Origin of the sequence: Spirosoma spitsbergense DSM 19989 (genome assembly GCF_000374085.1) — a bacterium.
GTDB classification, from domain to species: domain Bacteria; phylum Bacteroidota; class Bacteroidia; order Cytophagales; family Spirosomataceae; genus Spirosoma; species Spirosoma spitsbergense.
Map to the genome: position 1 here is coordinate 1 of NZ_KB893580.1, position 20,600 is coordinate 20,600.

General features: G+C 53.0%; 19 protein-coding genes. 8 read left to right on the forward strand and 11 right to left on the reverse strand.

What is annotated here, in order from left to right; genetic code table 11:
- From dnaK to B157_RS0125985, 3 genes are all read right to left on the reverse strand, one after another.
- Positions 1-1,726, reverse strand: a 1,726-nt coding sequence (gene dnaK, locus B157_RS0125975) for a molecular chaperone DnaK (protein ID WP_020606238.1), incomplete at its 3' end; no start/stop codon positions are given.
- Between the two features lie 228 nt (positions 1,727-1,954).
- On the reverse strand, positions 1,955-2,800 hold the full coding sequence (locus B157_RS0125980; protein ID WP_020606239.1) for a class I SAM-dependent methyltransferase: 846 nt from the start codon (positions 2,798-2,800) through the stop codon (positions 1,955-1,957).
- 172 nt (positions 2,801-2,972) lie between these two features.
- Positions 2,973-3,521, reverse strand: coding sequence for a DUF937 domain-containing protein (locus B157_RS0125985; RefSeq protein ID WP_026308974.1), 549 nt, complete (start codon positions 3,519-3,521; stop codon positions 2,973-2,975).
- A 131-nt stretch (positions 3,522-3,652) separates the two neighbouring features.
- Here B157_RS0125985 and B157_RS0125990 point away from each other — a divergent pair, with 131 nt between their 5' ends.
- Complete coding sequence (locus tag B157_RS0125990) at positions 3,653-4,093, forward strand: nuclease A inhibitor family protein (RefSeq protein WP_020606241.1); 441 nt, start codon at positions 3,653-3,655, stop codon at positions 4,091-4,093.
- A 103-nt stretch (positions 4,094-4,196) separates the two neighbouring features.
- Here the strand turns inward: B157_RS0125990 and B157_RS0125995 are convergent, their stop codons facing one another.
- From B157_RS0125995 to lpxK, 5 genes are all read right to left on the reverse strand, one after another.
- Positions 4,197-4,832, reverse strand: a complete 636-nt coding sequence (locus B157_RS0125995; RefSeq protein WP_020606242.1) for a gluconate 2-dehydrogenase subunit 3 family protein — start codon at positions 4,830-4,832, stop codon at positions 4,197-4,199.
- A 5-nt stretch (positions 4,833-4,837) separates the two neighbouring features.
- Positions 4,838-6,583: a GMC family oxidoreductase gene (locus tag B157_RS0126000; RefSeq protein ID WP_020606243.1), complete on the reverse strand. Its 1,746-nt coding sequence runs from the start codon at positions 6,581-6,583 to the stop codon at positions 4,838-4,840.
- A gap of 62 nt (positions 6,584-6,645) precedes the next feature.
- A complete protein-coding gene (locus B157_RS0126005) occupies positions 6,646-7,272 on the reverse strand; it encodes a 3-keto-disaccharide hydrolase (protein ID WP_020606244.1) in 627 nt (208 codons plus the stop codon).
- Positions 7,273-7,342: 70 nt separating this feature from the next.
- A complete protein-coding gene (locus tag B157_RS0126010) occupies positions 7,343-9,364 on the reverse strand; it encodes a putative porin (RefSeq protein ID WP_020606245.1) in 2,022 nt (673 codons plus the stop codon).
- A 62-nt stretch (positions 9,365-9,426) separates the two neighbouring features.
- Positions 9,427-10,524 carry a tetraacyldisaccharide 4'-kinase gene (gene lpxK / locus B157_RS0126015; protein ID WP_020606246.1) on the reverse strand — a complete coding sequence of 366 codons (1,098 nt, stop codon included), beginning with the start codon at positions 10,522-10,524 and terminating at the stop codon, positions 9,427-9,429.
- A 52-nt stretch (positions 10,525-10,576) separates the two neighbouring features.
- Between lpxK and B157_RS0126020 the strand changes: the two genes are divergently transcribed.
- From B157_RS0126020 to B157_RS0126035, 4 genes are all read left to right on the forward strand, one after another.
- Entirely contained in the window at positions 10,577-11,689 is a 1,113-nt protein-coding gene (locus B157_RS0126020; RefSeq protein WP_020606247.1) for an o-succinylbenzoate synthase, read from the forward strand.
- A gap of 15 nt (positions 11,690-11,704) precedes the next feature.
- Positions 11,705-13,204 (forward strand): helix-turn-helix domain-containing protein, encoded by a 1,500-nt coding sequence (locus tag B157_RS0126025; RefSeq protein ID WP_020606248.1) that lies wholly within the window; start codon positions 11,705-11,707, stop codon positions 13,202-13,204.
- A gap of 39 nt (positions 13,205-13,243) precedes the next feature.
- On the forward strand, positions 13,244-13,744 hold the full coding sequence (locus B157_RS0126030) for a GNAT family N-acetyltransferase (protein WP_245565267.1): 501 nt from the start codon (positions 13,244-13,246) through the stop codon (positions 13,742-13,744).
- Between the two features lie 269 nt (positions 13,745-14,013).
- Positions 14,014-14,790: a hypothetical protein gene (locus B157_RS0126035; protein ID WP_245565269.1), complete on the forward strand. Its 777-nt coding sequence runs from the start codon at positions 14,014-14,016 to the stop codon at positions 14,788-14,790.
- A gap of 78 nt (positions 14,791-14,868) precedes the next feature.
- Here B157_RS0126035 and B157_RS0126040 read toward each other — a convergent pair whose 3' ends face one another.
- Positions 14,869-17,136 carry an aconitate hydratase gene (locus B157_RS0126040; protein WP_026308975.1) on the reverse strand — a complete coding sequence of 756 codons (2,268 nt, stop codon included), beginning with the start codon at positions 17,134-17,136 and terminating at the stop codon, positions 14,869-14,871.
- A 316-nt stretch (positions 17,137-17,452) separates the two neighbouring features.
- Between B157_RS0126040 and B157_RS0126045 the strand changes: the two genes are divergently transcribed.
- Positions 17,453-17,890 (forward strand): CHRD domain-containing protein, encoded by a 438-nt coding sequence (locus tag B157_RS0126045; protein WP_020606252.1) that lies wholly within the window; start codon positions 17,453-17,455, stop codon positions 17,888-17,890.
- Between the two features lie 202 nt (positions 17,891-18,092).
- Positions 18,093-18,551, forward strand: coding sequence for a CHRD domain-containing protein (locus tag B157_RS0126050; RefSeq protein WP_020606254.1), 459 nt, complete (start codon positions 18,093-18,095; stop codon positions 18,549-18,551).
- Between the two features lie 97 nt (positions 18,552-18,648).
- Here B157_RS0126050 and B157_RS0126055 read toward each other — a convergent pair whose 3' ends face one another.
- A complete protein-coding gene (locus B157_RS0126055) occupies positions 18,649-19,119 on the reverse strand; it encodes an Hsp20/alpha crystallin family protein (protein WP_020606255.1) in 471 nt (156 codons plus the stop codon).
- A 48-nt stretch (positions 19,120-19,167) separates the two neighbouring features.
- Complete coding sequence (locus tag B157_RS0126060; RefSeq protein ID WP_020606256.1) at positions 19,168-19,431, reverse strand: hypothetical protein; 264 nt, start codon at positions 19,429-19,431, stop codon at positions 19,168-19,170.
- 343 nt (positions 19,432-19,774) lie between these two features.
- On the opposite strand from B157_RS0126060, the gene B157_RS40325 reads away from it, so the two are divergent.
- Entirely contained in the window at positions 19,775-20,575 is an 801-nt protein-coding gene (locus tag B157_RS40325; protein WP_020606257.1) for a CHRD domain-containing protein, read from the forward strand.
- Positions 20,576-20,600 lie beyond the last annotated feature (25 nt).

Genomic DNA, 20,600 nt, shown 5'->3' on the forward strand with positions numbered 1-20,600 from the left:
CACGGGACGCGTGCGCCGTGCGGAGGTTCGCCAATGCGCCTTCGATAGCGGTCTTGTTGCCTTCCGACAGTTTATCGCCATACTCCTTCAGTTGCTTTTCCGTCTGGAAAATCATCGAGTCGGCTGCGTTGACTTTCTCGATGGCTTCGCGCTCGGCTTTATCAGCGGCTTCGTTGGCTTTCGCTTCTTCGCGCATCCGACTGATCTCGGCATCGGTCAATCCGCTCGATGCTTCAATCCGGATTTTCTGCTCTTTACCCGTGCCTTTATCTTTGGCCGTTACGTGCAGAATACCATTGGCATCTACGTCGAACGTTACTTCGATTTGGGGAACCCCACGCGGTGCCGGTGGAATATCGGACAGGATAAACCGGCCTAACTGACGGTTTTGAGCCGCCATAGGCCGCTCGCCCTGCAATACATTGATCTCCACACTGGGCTGGTTGTCCGATGCGGTCGAGTAGGTTTCTACTTTCTTGCTCGGGATCGTCGTGTTGGCATCCACCATCTTGGTGAATACGCCACCCATCGTTTCGATACCCAGCGACAGCGGGATAACGTCGAGCAACAGGACGTCTTTTACCTCACCCGTCAACACACCACCCTGAATGGCAGCCCCAATGGCTACGGCTTCGTCGGGGTTAACGGCTTTGGACGGCTTGCGACCAAACAGCTTCTCTACTTCTTCCTGTACTTTCGGGATCCGGGTCGAACCACCCACCAGAATGACTTCGTCGATCTGGCTGGCCGACAGACCGGAGTTTTTCAACGCCTTGCGGCAAGGCTCCAGGCTCCGCTGAATCAGCGAATCGGCCAGTTGCTCAAATTTCGCCCGGCTTAATGTCCGCACCAGGTGTTTGGGAATACCATTCACCGGCATGATGTACGGCAGGTTTATTTCCGTCGAGTTGGAACTCGACAGTTCCACTTTGGCTTTTTCGGCGGCTTCTTTCAGACGTTGCAGGGCCATCGGGTCCTGACGCAGGTCAATGGCTTCGTCTTTCTTGAATTCGTCGGCCAGCCAGTCGATGATTACCTGGTCGAAGTCGTCGCCACCCAGGTGCGTATCACCATCGGTTGCTTTCACTTCAAACACGCCATCGCCCAGTTCCAGAATCGAAATATCGAACGTACCGCCACCGAGGTCGAATACGGCAATTTTCTGATCCTTGTTCGTTTTATCCAGACCGTAGGCCAATGCGGCAGCCGTTGGCTCATTGATAATCCGTTTCACATCGAGACCAGCGATTTGCCCGGCTTCTTTGGTTGCCTGACGCTCGGCATCGTTGAAGTAAGCCGGTACCGTAATAACGGCTTCGGTTACCGTCTGACCCAGGTAATCTTCGGCGGTCTGCTTCATCTTCTGAAGAATCAGGGCCGACAGCTCCTGCGGGGTATATTGACGGTCACCAATTCTAACGCGGGGCGTTCCGTTCGGTCCGTTTTCCACGTCGTAAGCGACGTTCTTAATTTCGTTCGTTACCTCACCAAAACGTTTACCCATGAAACGCTTGATGGAGGAAATTGTATGTTTCGGGTTAGTGATGGCCTGGCGTTTGGCGGGAGCGCCTACTTTGCGTTCGCCGTTGCCGTTGTCCATAAAAGCCACTACCGAAGGGGTTGTGCGTGCGCCTTCGGAGTTGGGGATTACAACCGGCTCGTTGCCTTCCATCACGGCCACGCACGAGTTCGTGGTGCCTAAGTCAATACCAATAATCTTGCCCATAACTGGATTTAGTTTCTTTAACTGTTCTGTTTAAACTGACAGATACAACCTGTCTATCAATAGAAATGCCAGCCTGAAAAATTAGGTTAATTGCTGTCAGATTGGCAGAATATTCGGTCAGAAAGGGTCATCCTGTCGCTGTTCCTAAACCAGTAACTCAAAACATGGCAGACCCCGCTATCCACTCCGTTACCGAAGACAATAGCGGGGTCGCTGCCGGAATTAGTATTATTTGCGTCCCTGAATTATCAGGCTACTGTAAGGCAGGGCCAGCGTTCCGGTTCCAAACCGCGCCCGGAGTTGTTCGTACGTATCTTCTTTCACCTGCTGAATGACTTCCGGGCTGGCCTGGCGCAGGGCATGAACCACCGGAGCGGCTATCTCATTCATATTGGTCCAGAAAAAATCGGGGCTATCAAACGTTACCTCACCCGACAGTACGGTTTCCTTTACATCCGACAATCCCGCTGATTCCAGTAACCCCGCAATCAGGCCCGGTTTGGCGCACCGGAACATACCCGGAGCACCCGGAGGTGGAGCAGGAAGTTCCAGTCTCCGGTTGATGATGCCCATTAACAGACTTATCCAGGGATTCTGCTCCGGTCCCGCCCAGACGGCCGTGGCCAGCCGTCCACCCGGTTTCAGGACACGAACCATTTCGCGGGCGGCTCCCTCCATGGACGGGAAGAACATAAATCCCATCCGGCAGCTCACGGCATCGAACTGTTCGGCCTCAAACGGTAATTCATTGACGCTGGCTTGCTGCGTCCTGAAATTAAACAGGCCCAGGCGCTGGGCTTTTTCCTGGGCGATGGCCAGCATTCCTTCCGACAGGTCGGTGCCGATAACGGTTCCGTTCGGAACGAAGGCCGCCATGGTCAGACCCGGCTCACCCGTTCCGGTAGCAATGTCCAGGACGGAGTCGGCAGGCTGCAGATCAAGCGCGTTGACAATAGCGGCTCCCGCCGGACGCAGAAACTGCATCGTAAAGTCATCCCATTTCTTCCAGCCGGGCGCGAATTGATTCCAGACCGCCCGCTGTTGCTCACGAATCGTATCTTCGGGTGTTTGCATGATTATTCATTAACGTGTTACCAAAGATAGGCCCGTAAGGACGGGGAGCCGACAGAGATTTAGTCAACGGTAAGGCAGGTTCATACCGGGTATCAGCCAATAAATCCCGCCGTAACACCCCATTACGGGATCTCACGGCGGGACTTATTGGCTGACCATTTTATCCAGCGGTTTACTTACCGAACAGGCCGCCGAGCATACCGCCCAGACCGCCACCACTGCTCTGACCACCCTGATTACCCATTACGCGCATCAGGTCGTTCATATCCAGCTTACCGTCGGCCATAGCCGACGAAGCAGCGCCCATCCAGTCGATGCCCTGTTTGCCGGTTGCGGCTCCCATGATGGAGTTCTGGTCAATTTCGGAATCGTTGGGATCAGATGCCTTGTGCATCAGTTTACTCAATACCATCGGCACCACCGCAGCGGCTATCGACATGGCTACCTGGGGCGAAATACCTAATTTCTGCATCAGGTTCTGCTCCACATCTTTTTGAACACCCTGCGTTACGGGACTGTGCTGTACATTCTGGCCACCGCCCGTTACCATGCCCAGTAAATCGCCCAGGCCACCGCCCTGTGCCTGCTGCCCCAGACTACCCATAATGGTACTGGTAATGGTTTGCATCACATTATCGTTCTGTTCGTTCGGAATAGCCGGATTATTTACTACTGCCTGACCTGACTGCTGCTTAACCAGGTTCATTAAGGTTTCTAACATAGTTTTGTTTTTTTGGGAAAAATGGTAAATGGGAATAGGCGTACGAATACCCAGCATTAAAATTAACCAGATTCCAGTCGATTAGTCTATCCGAATCCGTTAATTTGTCCTGAATATAGTTTCCTGCCCGTATGACGAACGAGGACCAAAAAAGTAGCAACCCAACACCCGAACTAACTCAATTTACGGAGAAAGCCAGTTCCTTACTCCCTGATTTGCTGTACCCGAGCGAATCCGACGAACCCCTCGAGTTGACTACCTGCTACCTGAAACAGGCTGAGCCACTCACCGTAAGCCAGATTAAGGACTGGCAGATGCTCCCCCCCGCGGTGTACGTGGAAGAAATTTCGGAAGCTGACTTTTGGGAACCCGTAACGACGCAGCAGGAGTGGTATGAGGAAGAAGAAAAGAAACGTACTGCCACCTTTCAGGCGTTGAAAGAGGTGGTTGATCAGACGTTAACCGTTCGGCAGGTGTTCCGGGTGGGCGAAACGGAAATGGATGTGTATCTGCTGGGCCGACAGGAAAGTGGCGACCGGGTGGGAATCAGGACGAAAGTAGTGCAGACGTAGATACAGTTTACAGTATCTGGTATTCGGTTTACGGTCGGCTGACGCACCAATATAACTCATGCGTCAGCCAACCGTAAACCAAATACCGCAAACCGTATACTGCTTACTTATCCTGGTTCAGTTCCCGCTCTTCGTAGGCCAGGTCGTACTGCTTTAGTACATCGGCGGGTACGCCGTCCCACTGATTGGGCACATTGCCCACGTAACCCAGGTCTTTGATACCCATCTGACTGGTAAAAAAGCCCGTAGCAGTCATGTTCCGCATCAGGCTGAAAAATGAAGCCCCCTGCGACATATTGGATTTAACTTTTGATGGATAGGCAATCTGGTCCACCAGTTCAATCTGCTGTGCTTTGGTGCATTGCACAAATGGCTTGCCAAACAGTTTGGTAGCCGTATTATCCAGCCAGCGGATACCACCCCGCATGGGGGTTTGGTTGCTGGGCTGATCTTTCATCATAAATTCGATGAAGGCCGGAACCCCCGACTGTGATGCACTGCCCGACTTGGCATCGGCCGGAATAATAATGTCAGACAGTACCGTAACCGTTTGCAGTTCATGGGGAGTAAAGAATTTCTCGGCCATGAGCCGGGCATCCCGCTCGGCTTCAAATTTCTGGCGACCACCCGGAATTTTCAGGGGTTTGGGCTGTGGTTCCGGCACTGCGGCTTCAACCGGCGTAACGGCCAGGCCAAAACCAGTGAGTGACAGGGCTTTTAGGGTGTCTCTGCGTTTCATATTGCTTAGATATTTTTCTTCTTCACCTGATCAATTAAATACTCACTTGTGCGCATGGAACTGGCCAGAATGGTCCAGGTAACGTTTTTATCGCCCTGCGATGGAAAGGGAGCCGCATCAACAATAAACAGGTTCTTTACATCGTGAGCCTGCTGATATTTATTCAGCACCGAGTTTTTGGGGTCGTTGCCCATCCGGGCAGTGCCTACCTCGTGGATAATCAGTCCCGGAGCGGCCAGACCGTAGTTGTTTGATGCATTGGGTTTATCGCCCAAAGCAATCCCACCCATCGAATGGATGATTTCCTCGAAGGTTTCCTGCATGTGTTTGGCCTGCTTTACCTCGTAGTCCGACCACTTGTAGTTGAACCGCAGCACCGGAATACCGTATTTATCCACCACGTTCGGATCAATTTCGCAGTAGTTACTTTCGAGGGGTACGGGTTCACCCCGGCCTGCCATGCCGACGTACGCCCCGTAGAACCGGCGGTAGTCATCTTTCAGGCTGGCCCCGTAGCCGCCACCGGGTTTCATCATGCCATCGCGACCGGCAATCATGCCGTTCATGGCTTCGATGCCCCAGCCGAAGCCATAGGCGGGCATGCCCATGCCGCCCCAGTATTCGATGTGGTACCCACGGGGGAAATCCAGCTTTTTGTTATCCAGCCACCAGGGCGTGAATACGTGCATTCCCCCTACGCCATCTTCATTATAGCGTTTGCGGTCCATCAGCGCCGGAATAAACGCCGACCGGCTGGCCCCCGTGGAGTCATTGATATACTTACCCACCACGCCACTCGTGTTGGCCAGGCCATTGGAGAAACGGCTCGATTTGGAGTTAAGCAGCAACCGGGCCGTTTCGCCCGCGCTGGCCGCCAGCACCACCGATTTTGCTTTAACGGTCACCTCCTGCAACGTCCGGGTATCCACGTAGCTGACACCCGTAGCCAGTCCGGTTTGCGGATCGGTCAGCACTTCGCGCACCATGGCCCCGTTTATAAGCGTCACGTTACCCGTTTTCATGGCGGGTTTCACCAGCACCGAGGAGGAGGAGAAGTCGGCGTAAGCCTGACAGCCACGACCACACTGACTACAGTAAAAGCAGGCACCGCGCTCATTGTTGATGGATTTGGTCAGGATACTCAACCGGGAGGGGATAACCGGAATACCCAGTGTACGGGCACCCTTCCGAATCATCAGCTCGTGCAGGCGGGGCTTGGGCGGGGGCAGGAAAATACCATCGGGTTCAGAGGCCATATTTTCTACCGAGCCAAACACGCCGATGAGCCGGTCAACCCGGTCGTAGAACGGTTTGATGTCGTCGTACCCGATTGGCCAGTCTTCGCCTACACCGGTCATGCTTTTACGCCGAAAATCGTCGGGGGCAAAACGGAGCGAGATGCGGCCCCAGTGGTTGGTGCGGCCGCCCAGCATCCGGGAGCGGAACCAGTGAAAATCGGATCCTTTCGCATTCGTGTACGGTTCGCCTTCAATGTCCCAGCCGCCCCAGGCTGCGTCGAAATCGCCGAAGGCCCGCGTCGTACTGGCTCCGCGCCGGGGCGACTCCCAGGGCCATTTCAGTTGGGTGATGTATTTCGGGTCGGCAGGGTCGAAGTAACCGCCCGCTTCGAGCAGCACAACTTTCGCTCCCGCTTTAGCCAGCGTATAAGCGGCCATACCACCCCCCGCGCCTGAGCCTACAATGGCGACATCGTACTCAACCGGTGCTTTTGGACTATGAAATGAACTCATGCAGTAGGTAAGTTTTTAATAAATTTTAAGAATTGCAATATACGCAAATGCCTCCTTATTAGTCAAGGCAATTCCCGTAAAACAATATTTTTATAGGATGCTTCGGCCTTCCCACCGCCGTGAATTTGTAAACCAATCAGGCCCGAACGGGGAATTTCGGGGTCTGTCTCTACATAATCGACGGTTTGCTGACCATTGAGCCATAGCCGGATGCGGGGGCCTTCGCACTGAATCCGGTAGTCATTCCACTCATTCAGCCGCAGGATGCGTTTGATCAGGCTGGAATCGGGCGCTACCAGGGTTTTATTCCGGCGAGACTCATCGTACAGACTACCCCAGTAGCCGTTACCCAGATCGGCCTGATAACCGGTCATTTCGTAGGCTGGGTCCGTTAGTCGCTGGCTGCGTAACTGCACACCGCCATTTACAAAGCCGGTACCAACCAGCTTCCACTGGAGGGTCAGCTCAAAATTGGCATAGCTGCGGGTGGTACAAAGAAAGTCGTTGTACGGGACTTGTTTTTCCAGCGAGCCGCCTACCAGTGCCCCATCCTGAATGCGCCACGTATTGACTGTATCGCCAGCCCAGCCCCGGAACGTTCGGCCATCGAACAGGGTGACCGGCGGGGCCGATGAATCAATAAAACCAGAAAATACGAGCAGGCATACCGGTAACAGGCCCTTTATCATAACAGTTGGGGGTAACGACAGTACTATAAGTACTCAATCGACCTATTTTACCCAAAAAACGACCGGTATCTTAATCGAACAGATACCAGTCGACCCCGAAGGCAAACCCCCGGCGCATCTGCAGAAAATCGGGGGCGACGAAATAACCGGGTTGAAAAACGCCCTGGTTGGCGTGGGTCAGTTTCACAAACAGGCGGGTCCGGTTTACGCGCAGATTGGCGTATACATCGGCCAGCACGGCACCTTCCACAGCCTGCCGGTTTTGCAGGTAAAACTGCTGGGTAACGGGCATGTAGGCATCGGCGTAATACGACGATTTATAATGCAGGTCGATACCGGCCTGAATGTACAGCACCTTGGCGTACAGAAACTCATACTGAAGGCGGGTGTTTATGAAAAACGGTGGCGTACGCAAGACATCCGTCCGGGATTGAACGGTGTAATACCCCTGCCCCGCCAGTAGAAACTTACCAACCTGGAAGTGATACCCCAAACCCGTTCGAAGTACACTAAATGAGCCATCTATCTGCCGGGGAGCCGCTTTTTCGTCGAAAAAAATGTAATTGCTCAGCAGGTAATAATCCAGCATCGGCTCAAGCCGGATGTTTTTGTACCGCAGGTTGAGCTTCCCGAACGCATGGTTATAGCCCCGCAGACTGAAGTTGTTCCGCCAGAAAAACAGAGGACTCTGGAAACGTTCCTGCAACAGGGTCGGATTGACAAACATAGAACTGTACCCCGCTGTCAGCAGCTTACTGTCGAGTTGCCCCTGCAGGCGGTAGCCCCCGCCGACCTGGTATTCGAGTTCGGCCGTTACCTGCGACAGGCTGTCGGGGAAATAATAGCCCATCCAGCCACCCAGAAAGGTTTCGAGCCGAGGTGTGGCGTATTCGTTGAAGCTGTTGCGCGTTTCGTTGTAGCGGGTATACTGCCGGTAGTTCCGGATGCGCAGGTAGGTGCGGTAATTGAACGACGACCCTTTGAACTGGGCAACGCCCTTGATACCAACCTGGTTTTCGAGCAGCCGGAAACGCGCCAGCTGGAAAATGCGCGAGGTATCGCCCGTAATGGTCGGGTAAAACGGAAGGGGTACAGTACTCGTTATCGGGATAATCGACTGATTGAGCCGCAGAGTATCGTCCTGATAGAAATTTCGGTGAGATTTATAATCGAAGCGGTGGTAAAGCTGAAACCCTTTGTCGAGCACGTACTGATGATACACGTGATAGTCATTCCGAATCTCCCAGCCGTGCGGCCCCTGCTGGGACGACGAACCACTCCGCAGCCGCGAATCGCCGGTGTAATTATAGATAATGGGCACACCGGAACCCGTTTCTCCCGGCAGTACCCCACCCTGTTCATCGAGGCTATGGTTCATGTTGTTGAAATGCGCCAGGAGGGTGTATTTCTCGTTCTTTGAGGTGTAGTTAGTATGCAGCAGGAAGGCCCAGTTTTGTGCCAGCAGTTTATAGGAGTCATTGGTACCACTGGTGCCAAACTGTTTCTGGGACGTGAACCGCTGGACATTAAAGCCAATGTTCCAGCGGGGGTTGATGTTCTGGGCCATGTCGAACCGCAGAATATTCTGGTTATTCCCCCCCAGTGCCACATACATATCTGTAAACGGCGATTTCGTATTGAAATACTTCACGCCCATCGTCTGGTAGGCATACGGGTCGAAGACATAATACCCCGACTGAGCACCCAGCTGCGTGGGTTCCTGCACGAATACCGGCCGGATGGGGGTGCCGAGTGCCCCTAAATCCTGGTACAGATTCTGGCTCCGCTGTACGTAGGTGTACCGGTGCACGTTGTCCATGGTCGTATCCATGGTATACAACTTCTTCCGGTTATTGAAAATATCGTCTTCCAGTACGTAGCGGGTTGATTTGGGTCCGTAAATGACTTTGGTCGAGTCGTCGATGATTCCATTGCCGGTTCCGGGTCGGCCCGTGGTGGAGGTGGGCATCGTCTGCCGACCGCCAAACCCACCGGGAAAGCCACCCGGCTGGGTTGATCCCGGAAATTGCTGCGCCCGGCCCGCGCTAACCAGCCCGAGCAATAAAAACAGTAAGCGTAATCGTCGGTTCATTCCGTCAAAAGTACGTCAAAACGCCGGACAGCAGAATACTACCGGTAACCGTTGTCCAGTATTTAACGATTTTTAAGCCACTCCCCGTCCATTACGGCCAGGAAAGCCTGTTCCTGACCGGCTAAAAACTGCATGGCCACCGGCAGGTAATACAGGGGCCAGGTTGCCCGCTCGGCGGGCATAAGCAGCGCATCGAGTTTTACCCAGTCTTTTTCGGTCGTCAGCAGGGCTGTATCCGCCGGCAAGTCGTTTACCAGTTTCTCCAGCGTAGGGCGGGTGTAGGGATGGTGGTCGGCAAAACGGTCATGCCGGACCAGGTGGTAGTGCTGCCGGACATACTGCTCCAGGGGAGTGGCATTGGCCAGGCCCGATACCAGCACCACCGCCCGCAGGTTCGTTACCGATTGCCCCGTGGCAAAGGATACGGGGGCATCATAGGCCAGACCGGCAAAAAACAGGGGCGTTTCGGGACGGGTATACGGACGAATCCGGTTCGCGATTTGCGTCTGTTCGGTCAGAGACAGCGTCAGGGGGCATTTGGTCACCACCAGCACATCGGCCCGGCGGGCCCCTTTCCGCCGTTCCCGAAGCCGCCCCCCGGGGAAGGGCAGGTCTTCATAAAAGGGGCGGTTGTAATCCATCAGCAGAATGGAAACGTGGGGCGCCAGGGGGCGGTGCTGGAAGGCGTCGTCGAGCAGGACCCGTTTCGTTTCCGGATGCCGTTCAAGTAATGATTTAACCGCTTCGACCCTTCGTTCACCTACACACACCCGAACGGAGGAGGTAAACTTACGATAGAGTTGCAGGGGCTCATCGCCAATCGTGTCGGCCGTGTCGGAAGCTGTCGCGACCCGAAATCCGGTTGTCTTTCGGCCATACCCCCGGCTCAGCGTAGCCAGTGCTCCCGCCCGAAATTCGCCGGCTGTCAGAGACCGTTTAATCAAAAATTCAACCATGGGTGTCTTTCCGGTCCCCCCAACCGTTAAGTTACCGACACTAACCGACTGTACATTTGGCTGCTGAGTCGCTAATAAGTCATTATCATAGAGCCAATTACGAACATCGGTCAGTAGTCCATATACCCCACTGAGTGGACTGAGTAGCCATTCACCGACCGAACGCTTCATTATTATTTTCGTATTATTGCCAGCCTGAGCCATCAAAAGTAGTACTTTTAGGACTGATATTTTTTTTGCCCTGCCCACCTGACCAATGAGTTTAAAAGTCGACTTCATTCCATACACGTTGCACTTTCGCTTCGAAGCAGGTACGTCGCGCGGCACCCTCACGCAAAAAACGTCGTATATCATTCGCCTGTACGATGATGAGAATCTGTCAGTTATCGGTTACGGCGAATGTGGTCCGCTGGCCGGGCTGAGTTATGATGACCGGCCCGATTTTGCCGACTGCCTGGCGCAGTACTGTCAGGACTTTAATGAACTCGACCTTCAGCTGTTTAGCTGGAACCTGCCCATTATTCTCAATCAGGTTATCAGTCCGCAGTTTCCGAGTATTCTTTTCGGTTTCGAAACGGCCATGCTTGATTTTCTGGCGGGCGGTCATCGGCTGATCAAACCATCCGATTTTACGACCGGTGAACGGGCTTTACCCATCAACGGCCTGATCTGGATGGGTAGTCAGGCGTTCATGCAGGAGCAGATTGAAGAAAAACTTCAGGCTGGCTACACTACCCTGAAACTAAAGATCAGTGCGCTGCATTTTGAGGAGGAGTGCGAACTGCTGGCCATGATCCGGGCCCGCTACTCAGCCGACCAGATTACCCTTCGGGTGGATGCCAACGGGGCTTTCACGCCCGACGAAGCCATGGCAAAACTAACCAGGCTGGCTTCGTACAATATACACTCGATTGAGCAACCCATCCGGGCGGGACAACCGGACGTAATGGCCGACCTTTGCCGCCATTCGCCCCTGCCCATTGCGCTCGATGAGGAACTGATCGGGCAAATGGAATACGTGCATAAATACCGGTTATTGAAAAAGATCCAGCCCCAGTTTATTATCCTGAAGCCTACCCTGCTGGGCGGATTACGCCATTGCGATGAGTGGATCGAACTGGCTGGCCGGCTAAATATCGGCTGGTGGATCACCTCCGCCCTGGAATCAAACATCGGCCTGAATGCCATTGCCCAGTATACCGGGCAGTTCCGAAACGTACTTCCGCAGGGGTTGGGAACAGGACAGTTATATACCAATAACGTTTCCAGCCCGTTGTATACAGCTGGTGGTTACCTGCACTACGATACGGCGCTGGCCTGGAATGTCGATCCCCTGCTGGGTGGTCAGTCCGAGCCACTACATACTTAACCCTACGCGCAACCCTTGAACCTCCCTGCCGATCATATCCGTCTGTTATTTGGCCTCAAACTTCGTCAGTTACGGCTCGACAAAGGGCTTTCGGTCAGCGAACTGGCCCATCAATCGGGTTTGTCCATATCCTACGTAACAGAAATCGAGAAGGGGCGAAAATACCCGAAAACCGACAAGATTTCGGCGCTGGCCAATGCGATGCAGGTGGACTATGACTCGCTGGTTTCGCTGAAACTCAGCAAGAAATTAGAGCCCATTTCCGACCTGCTGCGCTCTAAATTCCTGACGGAAATTCCGCTCGAACTCTTCGGCATCGATCCCTCCGACCTGCTCGAACTGCTGGCCGAAGCGCCCGCCAAAGTGAGTGCCATGGTCCGCACGTTCATGGACATTGCGCTCAGCTATAACATGAGCGTCGAGCGGCTGTACCTGACTATGCTACGGTCGTATCAGGAACTGCACGACAATTACTTTCCGGATATCGAAGCCGATGCCGACCGGTTTCTGGATGAGTTCGCCCCCGCGGATCAGGTGGTGGGAGAAGCCCTGCTCATCAACCTGCTGAAGACCCGGTACGCCACCCGGCTCGAACAGTTCGATGCCCGTACCCAGCCGGAACTGGTGGCCCTGCGGTCCATTTTCCGGCCCGAAAAGCACACCCTTTACCTGAACGCCGATTTGTCGGCCGAGCAGCGGATATTTATTCTGGCCCGGGAAGTAGGCTTTCAGTTTATGCAGTTAAAAAACCGACCCACTACCTACTCCTGGGTAGAAGCCGAGTCGTTTGAACAGATACTGAATAACTACAAGGCTTCGTATTTTGCCGGTGCCATTCTGATTCGGCGGGAGAAACTGGTGGAGAAGCTACGCGAACTGTTTGCCCGCGACACCTGGCATAACGACGACTTCCTACAACTTATCGACCATTTCAAGGCAACGCCCGAACAGTTTTTCTACCGGCTCAGCACGGTACTACCCAGCCAGTTTGGCATCGACCAGTTGTTTTTTTACCGCTTTAATCACACCCCCGGCGAGATTACCTTCCAACTGACCAAAGAGATGCATCTGTCCCGGAAGCAGGGGCCGCGCGGTATTGTCGATGAGCATTTCTGCCGCCGGTGGATTGCGTGGACCATCCTGCAGGAATTGCAGTTTATACAGCAACACAAATCATTCGACGGTAGCCTTTGCCGGGCGCAACTCTCTGAATATGCCGATTCCGGCCAGCAGTACCTGATTATCTCGGTAGCGCATCCGTTCCAGCCGGAGTCCGGGCAAAACATGAGCGTGTCGATGTGCTTTGCGGTCAACGATACCCTGAAAAGCAAAATGAAGTTCCTTAACGACCCGGCTGGTGTGAAGGAGCTAAACGATATTCCGTTTCGGGTGGTGAACCAGACCTGCGAACGATGCGCTATTTTCGATTGCCGGGAGCGGGTAGCGGCTCCGGCGGTACTACAAAAGAAACGCCAGTTCGACGCGCTCAAAAAAGCGGTGGCAGGGCTCGACTAGGGCATGGACCTTATACGCATCACACGACAACATCCCTACTTGACGTCCATTCGTGGCTGGTACGAAGCCTCCTTCCCACCCGGGGAACGGCGACAGTTTGATTCACTCATCCAACTCCTCCCCTATCCGGACATGCACCTCTGCGCCCTGGTTGAGGCCGGGCAGCCCGTTGGGTTCATTAGTTACTGGCAGTGGCCCGATGCCGGTGTGCTGTTCATCGAGCACTTCGCTATCGACCCTGACCGGCGCGGTCAGCAACTGGGTCAGCAGGCACTTACCCGGGTATTAACCATTCCCGCTGCGTATTACCTGCTGGAAGCCGAACTCCCGGTGGATGACCTAAGTAAACGACGGATTCATTTTTACGAACGACAGGGCTTTCAAATCAATGATTTCCCTTATGCTCAGCCCCCCTACCAGCCCGGAAACCCAGCCATTCCAATGAAGCTGCTATCGCAACCGGTCATTCATGAGCAGGCAGTATTCGATGCGTTTTGCCGGTTGATTGAGGAACGCGTGTACCAGCGGTTTTACCATTGAGCTAAAAAACCCGCTAAGTACTTATCACTAATCTAGCAGGCACACCTGATGGTACGCCCTATAAGGATACACCCCTGTCCTGCGTGCAGTTACTCCGAAAACAGTAATAAATACTTTCGGTTAAAGCGCCCTATTTACTGGATTAACGCAACAAAAATTCAATTTTGATATAAGTATAATTAACTATTATCTTTGAAATCGTATAACGAAAAACTCATTCACGAAGAGGAGTTTCTATTTCCAACAGTATACGACCGTAACCAATGAAAATGATTACCCTTAGTATCCTTATCGCTGTGATGGGCTTTACGTTCCAGCCTGCAAACGCGCAGACATGGGAGCAAATTGGCAAAAAAGGCGATTGGGCAAATACAGTGGCAGTAGTAGCCCTAAATGGTCACCTGTATAGTATCGAAAAAGACGGCACCCTCTTTGAAACCGATGAAGAGGGAACGTATGCGCAAATGGGCAAAAAAGGCGAGTTCGACCACGCTGAAATTTTAGTGGCGATGGACGGATCTATCTGGACCGTAGAAGACGGCTCCCTGTACCGTACAGACCCCGAAACGGCGGTCTGGAAACAGGTCGGTAAAGCCGAAGACTGGAAAAATACGGAAGCGATGGTGGGGCTCAACGGTAAACTATATAGCATCGAAACATCGGGTACCCTCTACGAGACAGCGAAGAATGGCACCTGGAAGCAAATTGGCGGTGATGGCGAGTTTACCGATGCGGCTATGCTGGAGGCTACCGGCGGGTATCTATGGACGGTTGAAAACGGTACCCTCTACCAAACCAGCGTTCAGGCGATGCGCTGGAAACAGGTGGGCAAAAAAGGCGAGTGGGAGAATACGGTAGCGATGGTTGGCGAGCAGGGTATTTTATGGAGCATTGAAAAAAATGGTACCCTGTACAAAACCGACATGGCGGGTAATAACGAACAGGTAGGAAAGCGTGGCCTGCTAAAAGATGTGACCCTTATTACAGCCATGAACGGGGTTTTATACGTTGTAGAGGATGGCACGCTTTACCGAATGAGCAATTAAACCAAAGTGCAGTTGTTCCGTAACGAAAAGGGGCCGTAGTCAATGACTACGGCCCCTTTTCGTTACGGAACAACTTGCTTACGCGGTCTGCTTCATCCGAATGATGTTCAGCGCAGCACCCGCTTTGAACCACTCGATTTGGCCTTCATTGTAGGTATGATTGACCGGAAACTCATCTTCCGTACCATCGGCATGATGCAGTACGATTTCCAGCGGGCGGCCCGGTGCAAACTCTGTCAGGCCGTTGATTTCGATGGTGTCGTCTTCCTGTACTTTGTCGTAATCGGCCGGGTTGGCAAACGTCAGCGCCAGCATGCCCTGTTTTTTCAGGTTCGTTTCGTGAATCCGGGCGAATGAGCGCACCAGAATGGCCCGCACGCCGAGGAAACGGGGTTCCATGGCCGCGTGTTCGCGGGAGGAACCTTCGCCGTAGTTCTCATCCCCAACCACGATGGAGCCAACCCCGGCGGCTTTGTACGCCCGCTGCACGGCCGGTACTTCGCCATACTCACCCGTTAGCTGATTCTTCACGGTGTTGGTCTTCTCGTTGTAGAAGTTCACCGCGCCAATCAGCATGTTGTTGGAAATATTATCGAGGTGACCCCGGTATTTGAGCCAGGGACCCGCCATCGAGATATGGTCGGTGGTACACTTGCCTTTGGCTTTGATGAGCAGTTTCAAGCCCGTCAGGTCCGTACCCTCCCATGCCTTGAACGGCTCCAGAAGCTGGAGACGGTCAGACGTGGGCGACACGATAACCTGAACTCCCGAACCATCCTGGGCGGGTGCCTGATACCCGGCATCGTCAACGGCGTACCCTTTCACCGGCTGCTCGATACCCTGTGGCTCATCGAGTTTCACCTGCTCCCCGTCTTCGTTGGTCAGGGTGTCGGTCATAGGGTTGAACGTCAGATCACCGGCGATTACCAGGGCCGTCACGATTTCGGGCGACGCCACGAAGGCGTGGGTGCTGGCATTTCCGTCGTTCCGCTTGGCGAAGTTCCGGTTAAACGAGGTAATGATCGAGTTCTTGCGGGTTGGATCGTCCATGTGCCGTGCCCACTGCCCAATGCAGGGACCACAGGCGTTGGCCAGCACGACCCCACCAATTTGCTCGAAGGTATCGAGTAATCCGTCGCGTTCGGCGGTAAACCGGACCAGTTCAGAACCGGGCGTTACCGTAAATTCCGCTTTGGCTTTCAGGTTTTTGGCCGTTGCCTGAGCCGCTACCGAGGCCGAGCGGGTCATATCTTCGTAGCTGGAGTTGGTACAGGAACCAATCAGGCCTACTTCCAGCGTGGTGGGCCAGTTGTTTTCCTTTACTGCTTTGGCAAAGTTCGACAGCGGCCAGGCCAGATCGGGCGTGAATGGTCCGTTTACGTGTGGTTCCAGTTCCGACAGGTTAATCTCAATCAGTTGGTCGTAATATTGAGCGGGATCGGCATAGACTTCTTCATCGGCCCGCAGATTTGCTCTTACCTCCCCGGCAGCGTCCGCAATTTCGGTCCGGCTGGTAGCCCGCAGGTAGTCGCCCATTTTTTCGTCGTACGCGAAAATAGACGTGGTTGCCCCAATTTCGGCGCCCATGTTGCAAATGGTTCCTTTACCGGTAGCCGACAGGCTCTCGGCTCCTTCGCCAAAATACTCGACGATGCAGCCCGTTCCGCCTTTCACGGTCAGGATACCCGCTACCCGCAGGATAACGTCTTTGGCCGATGCCCAGCCGCTCAGTTTGCCGGTTAGTTTGATGCCAATGAGTTTCGGCATTTTCAGTTCCCAGGCCAGCCCCGCCATGACGTCGCAGGCATCAGCACCACCCACACCGATGGCAATCATACCCAGACCACCCGCGTTCGGCGTGTGCGAATCCGTACCAATCATCATCCCACCAGGAAAGGCGTAGTTTTCCAGTACGACCTGGTGAATGATACCGGCCCCGGGTTTCCAGAAACCGATACCGTATTTGTCAGAGATGGACGCCAGAAAGTCGTAGACCTCCTTGTTTTTGCTTTTAGCGACATCCAGATCTTTATCCGCGCCTACTTCAGCCTGAATCAGGTGGTCGCAATGCACGGTGGAGGGAACGGCTACCTGCGGCCGACCCGCCTGCATAAACTGCAGCAGGGCCATCTGGGCCGTAGCATCCTGCATGGCTACGCGGTCGGGAGCAAAGTCCACGTAGGCTTTACCCCGCTCGAATGCCTGGGTAGTAGCCCCGGAAAAAAGGTGACTATATAAAATTTTCTCCGACAGGGTCAGCGGTTTACCCACTGCCTTTCGGGCTGCTTCTACACGTTCGCCAAGGGTTGCGTATACGCGCCGAATCATGTCTACATCAAAGGCCATAACTAACAGGAATAACAGGTTACTGAATGAACACTCTATTGGTAAAACCACCCGTATCAGAAAAATCGGTTCGGGTGGCGGGTCAAAATTAGAAGATTCTGACTCGTTTTGGAAATATTCTGCCAAATGGATGATAATCCGGGGCAACATGGTCCCCAGTTAGCTGATTTTAGTGCATTTACCCGTTTTTATTGTCGCATAGGTAAAGAAACAGGAGCCATTGTCAAACTATAAGTCGTATAACCCGTTTACGAATAGTGGTCTAACTAACTTGATCCTACGTTGTTATCATACTAATTTTAACCCCTGAACGCTCATGAAAAAAATAAGCCTTTTATCCGTTGCGGCCCTATTGGTCCTGGGCCTTGTTGGTTTATCGTTTAAAAATGCCCCAAAAGCCATGGTTTCGTTGACAGCTACCCTGAACGGGGCCAGCGAGAAGCCGAATCCAACGCCTTCAACCGCTACCGGCACCTTCGAGGGTGAGTTGAACACGACTACCCGGGTTTTGAGTTATACGGTCACCTATCAGGGATTTACCCCAACGATGGGACACCTGCACAAGATAACGAAAGCCGACGGCACGGGTGGTGTCGATGTGGCGTTTAAATCGGTTACCAGTCCCATTACGGGCACTACGGCAGCTTTGGCTCAGTCGAAAATAGATAGCATGATGAATGGGTTCTATTATGTCAATCTACATTCGGCAGCCTACCCGGCGGGCGAAATTCGGGGAAATATCAAAAAGAAATAAGTTCAGCTGCTACCAGTCTGTTAGTGTGCGCAGTTGCCAGCCTGTCTGACAGACAGATTTGGTGTAAAAGGTGCTTTTTCTTCTGACAAATTTGCGTAAAAAGCCGCTTTTCAAAAACCAAAACAGTTATATCCGGTTTATCAACTGACACCAGCACAGTAGCTGGCATCAGTTACACTTGTTATACTCATTATCAACTGTTATGAAAAAAAGTAAAATTCTCTCCGTTGCTGCGCTCCTGGCACTGGGCCTGATTGGTTCGTCCTGTAGTAAGAGCGACAACCCGGTTACGTTATCAACACCGACTGTAGCCGTGTTAACGGCAACCATTAACGGGGCGAACGAGAAGCCAACGTCGACCACATCGACAGCCGTGGGTTCTTTTGTCGGAAATCTGAATACGACTACCCGGGTGATGAGTTACACGGTTACCTATTCTGGTCTGACGCCTACCGCAGGGCACTTACACCGGATCAATGCTACTAATGGTACAGGCCAGGTTGACATTACATTCCCATCGTTGACAAGCCCTATTATTGGCACAACCTCAGCGCTGGCTCAATCGAAAGTGGACAGTTTGGTGGGTGGCTTTTATTATGCCAACCTGCACACAACAGCGTATCCAGGCGGAGAGATCCGGGGCGATATAAAGAAGAACTAATACCCGCACGTTCTATTTTTCAGACGTGCATCCGAACAAAAGAAAGGCCCATCCGGAATTCCGGATGGGCCTTTCTTTTGTTCGGATTTCCACTAGACTACCCAACAGTAATCGTTTGGGCAGGCACGTTGGTTGCCGGATTTTTTGGTAATGTAATCTTCAGGATACCATCGGTATAGGTAGCCGATATACTTTCTATCAGCACTTTATTGTTCAGTTTGAATGATCGCTCAAACGAATGGGTACTGAATTCCTGGTAGGTGGTATTGCCCGTTTCCGTTTTTCCGGCGGAGTCGGGGGCGTACGAAATAGTCAATACGTCGTCTTTAACGGTTAGTGACACCTTTTCTTTAACGAGTCCGGCTGCGTACAGGGCAATTACATACTCGGTGTCGGTTTCCTCGATATTAACCGGGGGCCGGTGCGCTCCCCAGGCACGATGGCCTCTTCCGCCAAATGTACCCCGGCCAAAGGCGGGTCCACCCCAGGAGCCGCCAAATTTGCTGCGTCCGCCCCAGGAGCCACAGCCTCCTTTATGTTCTGATTCGAATGCTTGTTTGTTATACATGGTTGTTTGTGTTTACTTGTTCTCGATTTGTTGTTTACTGATGTTACTTTAACGGATGGCGATAACCCGGTCAAAATGACCGGTGCTTCTACCAGAATGATAGGCAGGGTTATCGATGGCTATGATATTGGCCTGCTGCCAGCCACCGCGCTCCATCCGCCCGAATGCCCGACCCATTAGCCGTGGCCCTACTACCCGGACCAGCAGGACAAGGCCCATGCCAACGAGCAAAAATTTCACGACGAGTGACAGCAGAAACAGGGCCAGTCCGGCCACTACGGCGACACCGGCAATTCTCCAGATGATGTTCATGTTATTTAACTGTTTATGATTTATAACCAGGCCCGGCCTGACCAGAGGTGATTCAATGCAGCGCAACAAACGACGGAAAATCCAATCTTTTTTTTTCGTTGCATTCACTTCTGTTTCGGGGCTTCAGAAAGGATGACGGATGAGCGGGTGCTTTTACTTTAAAAATAAATAACTTTTTTTTCAGGCATCGACACAACCCTTCCGGTAGCTCCTGCGTACGTACTGGTAAGCTTTTACTTTTTTTGAACAAAACAGATTTACAGCATCTTTACCCATCAAATTAAAGCTGGGTAAGCCGGGTGGCTTACTCCGTACTATTTTCACTACTAATCACTTAAATCACATGAACAAAGTTTCTACGCTCCTGTCCTTCGCAGTACTGATCTCCTTATCAGTTACCCTTCTCAGTTGTAATGACCACCGCACTTTCCCGGCTGATGCAAAAATCCAGTTGGTGTCTACCCTGAGTGGAGCGGCCGAAAAACCCAACTCCGTCAGTTCCGCAGCGTCGGGCTCGTTTGTTGGGGTGATTGACCGGGCTACCCGCGTACTGAGTTACACGGTTATCTATTCCGGGCTGACCCCCGTAGCGGGGCACCTGCACCGCGTTACGGCGGCTAATGGTACAGGTGGCGTCGAGATTCCGTTTTCGGGACTGGCTTCGCCCATTATCGGCACGGCTACCCTGGCCACATCGACCCGGGTCGACAGCCTGATTAATGGTTTTTACTATGCCAATCTGCACACAACGGCGAATCCGGGTGGCGAAATCCGGGGTAATGTTCGGGTGAACGGGCCTATCCAGCTGACCGCTACGATGAACGGAGCCGCTGAGAAGCCCACGCCGAATGCTTCAACCGCTACGGGTGCCTTTAAAGGCGTTATCGACCCGTCGACCCGCGTACTGAGTTATACCGTTACCTATTCGGGGCTAACACCCACGGCGGGACACCTGCACCGAATCAATGCCGCTAATGGTACAGGACCGGTTGAGATTCCATTCCCTGGCCTGGCTTCGCCCATTATCGGCACGACAACCCTGACCACTGCCGGACGAGTGGACAGTTTGTTCAATGGCTATTACTATTCCAACCTGCACACGACCGTCTATCCAGCAGGTGAAATCCGGGGCGATATCAAGTAAACGGACAATGTTCATTTCAATAAAA

Coding starts and splice junctions, on each gene's coding strand:
- B157_RS0125980 (WP_020606239.1), bottom strand. CDS start 2,800: ATGCAAACACCCGAAGATACGATTCGTGAGCAACAGCGGGCGGTCTGG.
- B157_RS0125985 (WP_026308974.1), bottom strand. CDS start 3,521: ATGTTAGAAACCTTAATGAACCTGGTTAAGCAGCAGTCAGGTCAGGCA.
- B157_RS0125990 (WP_020606241.1), top strand. CDS start 3,653: ATGACGAACGAGGACCAAAAAAGTAGCAACCCAACACCCGAACTAACT.
- B157_RS0125995 (WP_020606242.1), bottom strand. CDS start 4,832: ATGAAACGCAGAGACACCCTAAAAGCCCTGTCACTCACTGGTTTTGGC.
- B157_RS0126000 (WP_020606243.1), bottom strand. CDS start 6,583: ATGAGTTCATTTCATAGTCCAAAAGCACCGGTTGAGTACGATGTCGCC.
- B157_RS0126005 (WP_020606244.1), bottom strand. CDS start 7,272: ATGATAAAGGGCCTGTTACCGGTATGCCTGCTCGTATTTTCTGGTTTT.
- B157_RS0126010 (WP_020606245.1), bottom strand. CDS start 9,364: ATGAACCGACGATTACGCTTACTGTTTTTATTGCTCGGGCTGGTTAGC.
- lpxK (WP_020606246.1), bottom strand. CDS start 10,524: ATGGCTCAGGCTGGCAATAATACGAAAATAATAATGAAGCGTTCGGTC.
- B157_RS0126020 (WP_020606247.1), top strand. CDS start 10,577: ATGAGTTTAAAAGTCGACTTCATTCCATACACGTTGCACTTTCGCTTC.
- B157_RS0126035 (WP_245565269.1), top strand. CDS start 14,014: ATGATTACCCTTAGTATCCTTATCGCTGTGATGGGCTTTACGTTCCAG.
- B157_RS0126040 (WP_026308975.1), bottom strand. CDS start 17,136: ATGGCCTTTGATGTAGACATGATTCGGCGCGTATACGCAACCCTTGGC.
- B157_RS0126045 (WP_020606252.1), top strand. CDS start 17,453: ATGAAAAAAATAAGCCTTTTATCCGTTGCGGCCCTATTGGTCCTGGGC.
- B157_RS0126050 (WP_020606254.1), top strand. CDS start 18,093: ATGAAAAAAAGTAAAATTCTCTCCGTTGCTGCGCTCCTGGCACTGGGC.
- B157_RS0126055 (WP_020606255.1), bottom strand. CDS start 19,119: ATGTATAACAAACAAGCATTCGAATCAGAACATAAAGGAGGCTGTGGC.
- B157_RS0126060 (WP_020606256.1), bottom strand. CDS start 19,431: ATGAACATCATCTGGAGAATTGCCGGTGTCGCCGTAGTGGCCGGACTG.
- B157_RS40325 (WP_020606257.1), top strand. CDS start 19,775: ATGAACAAAGTTTCTACGCTCCTGTCCTTCGCAGTACTGATCTCCTTA.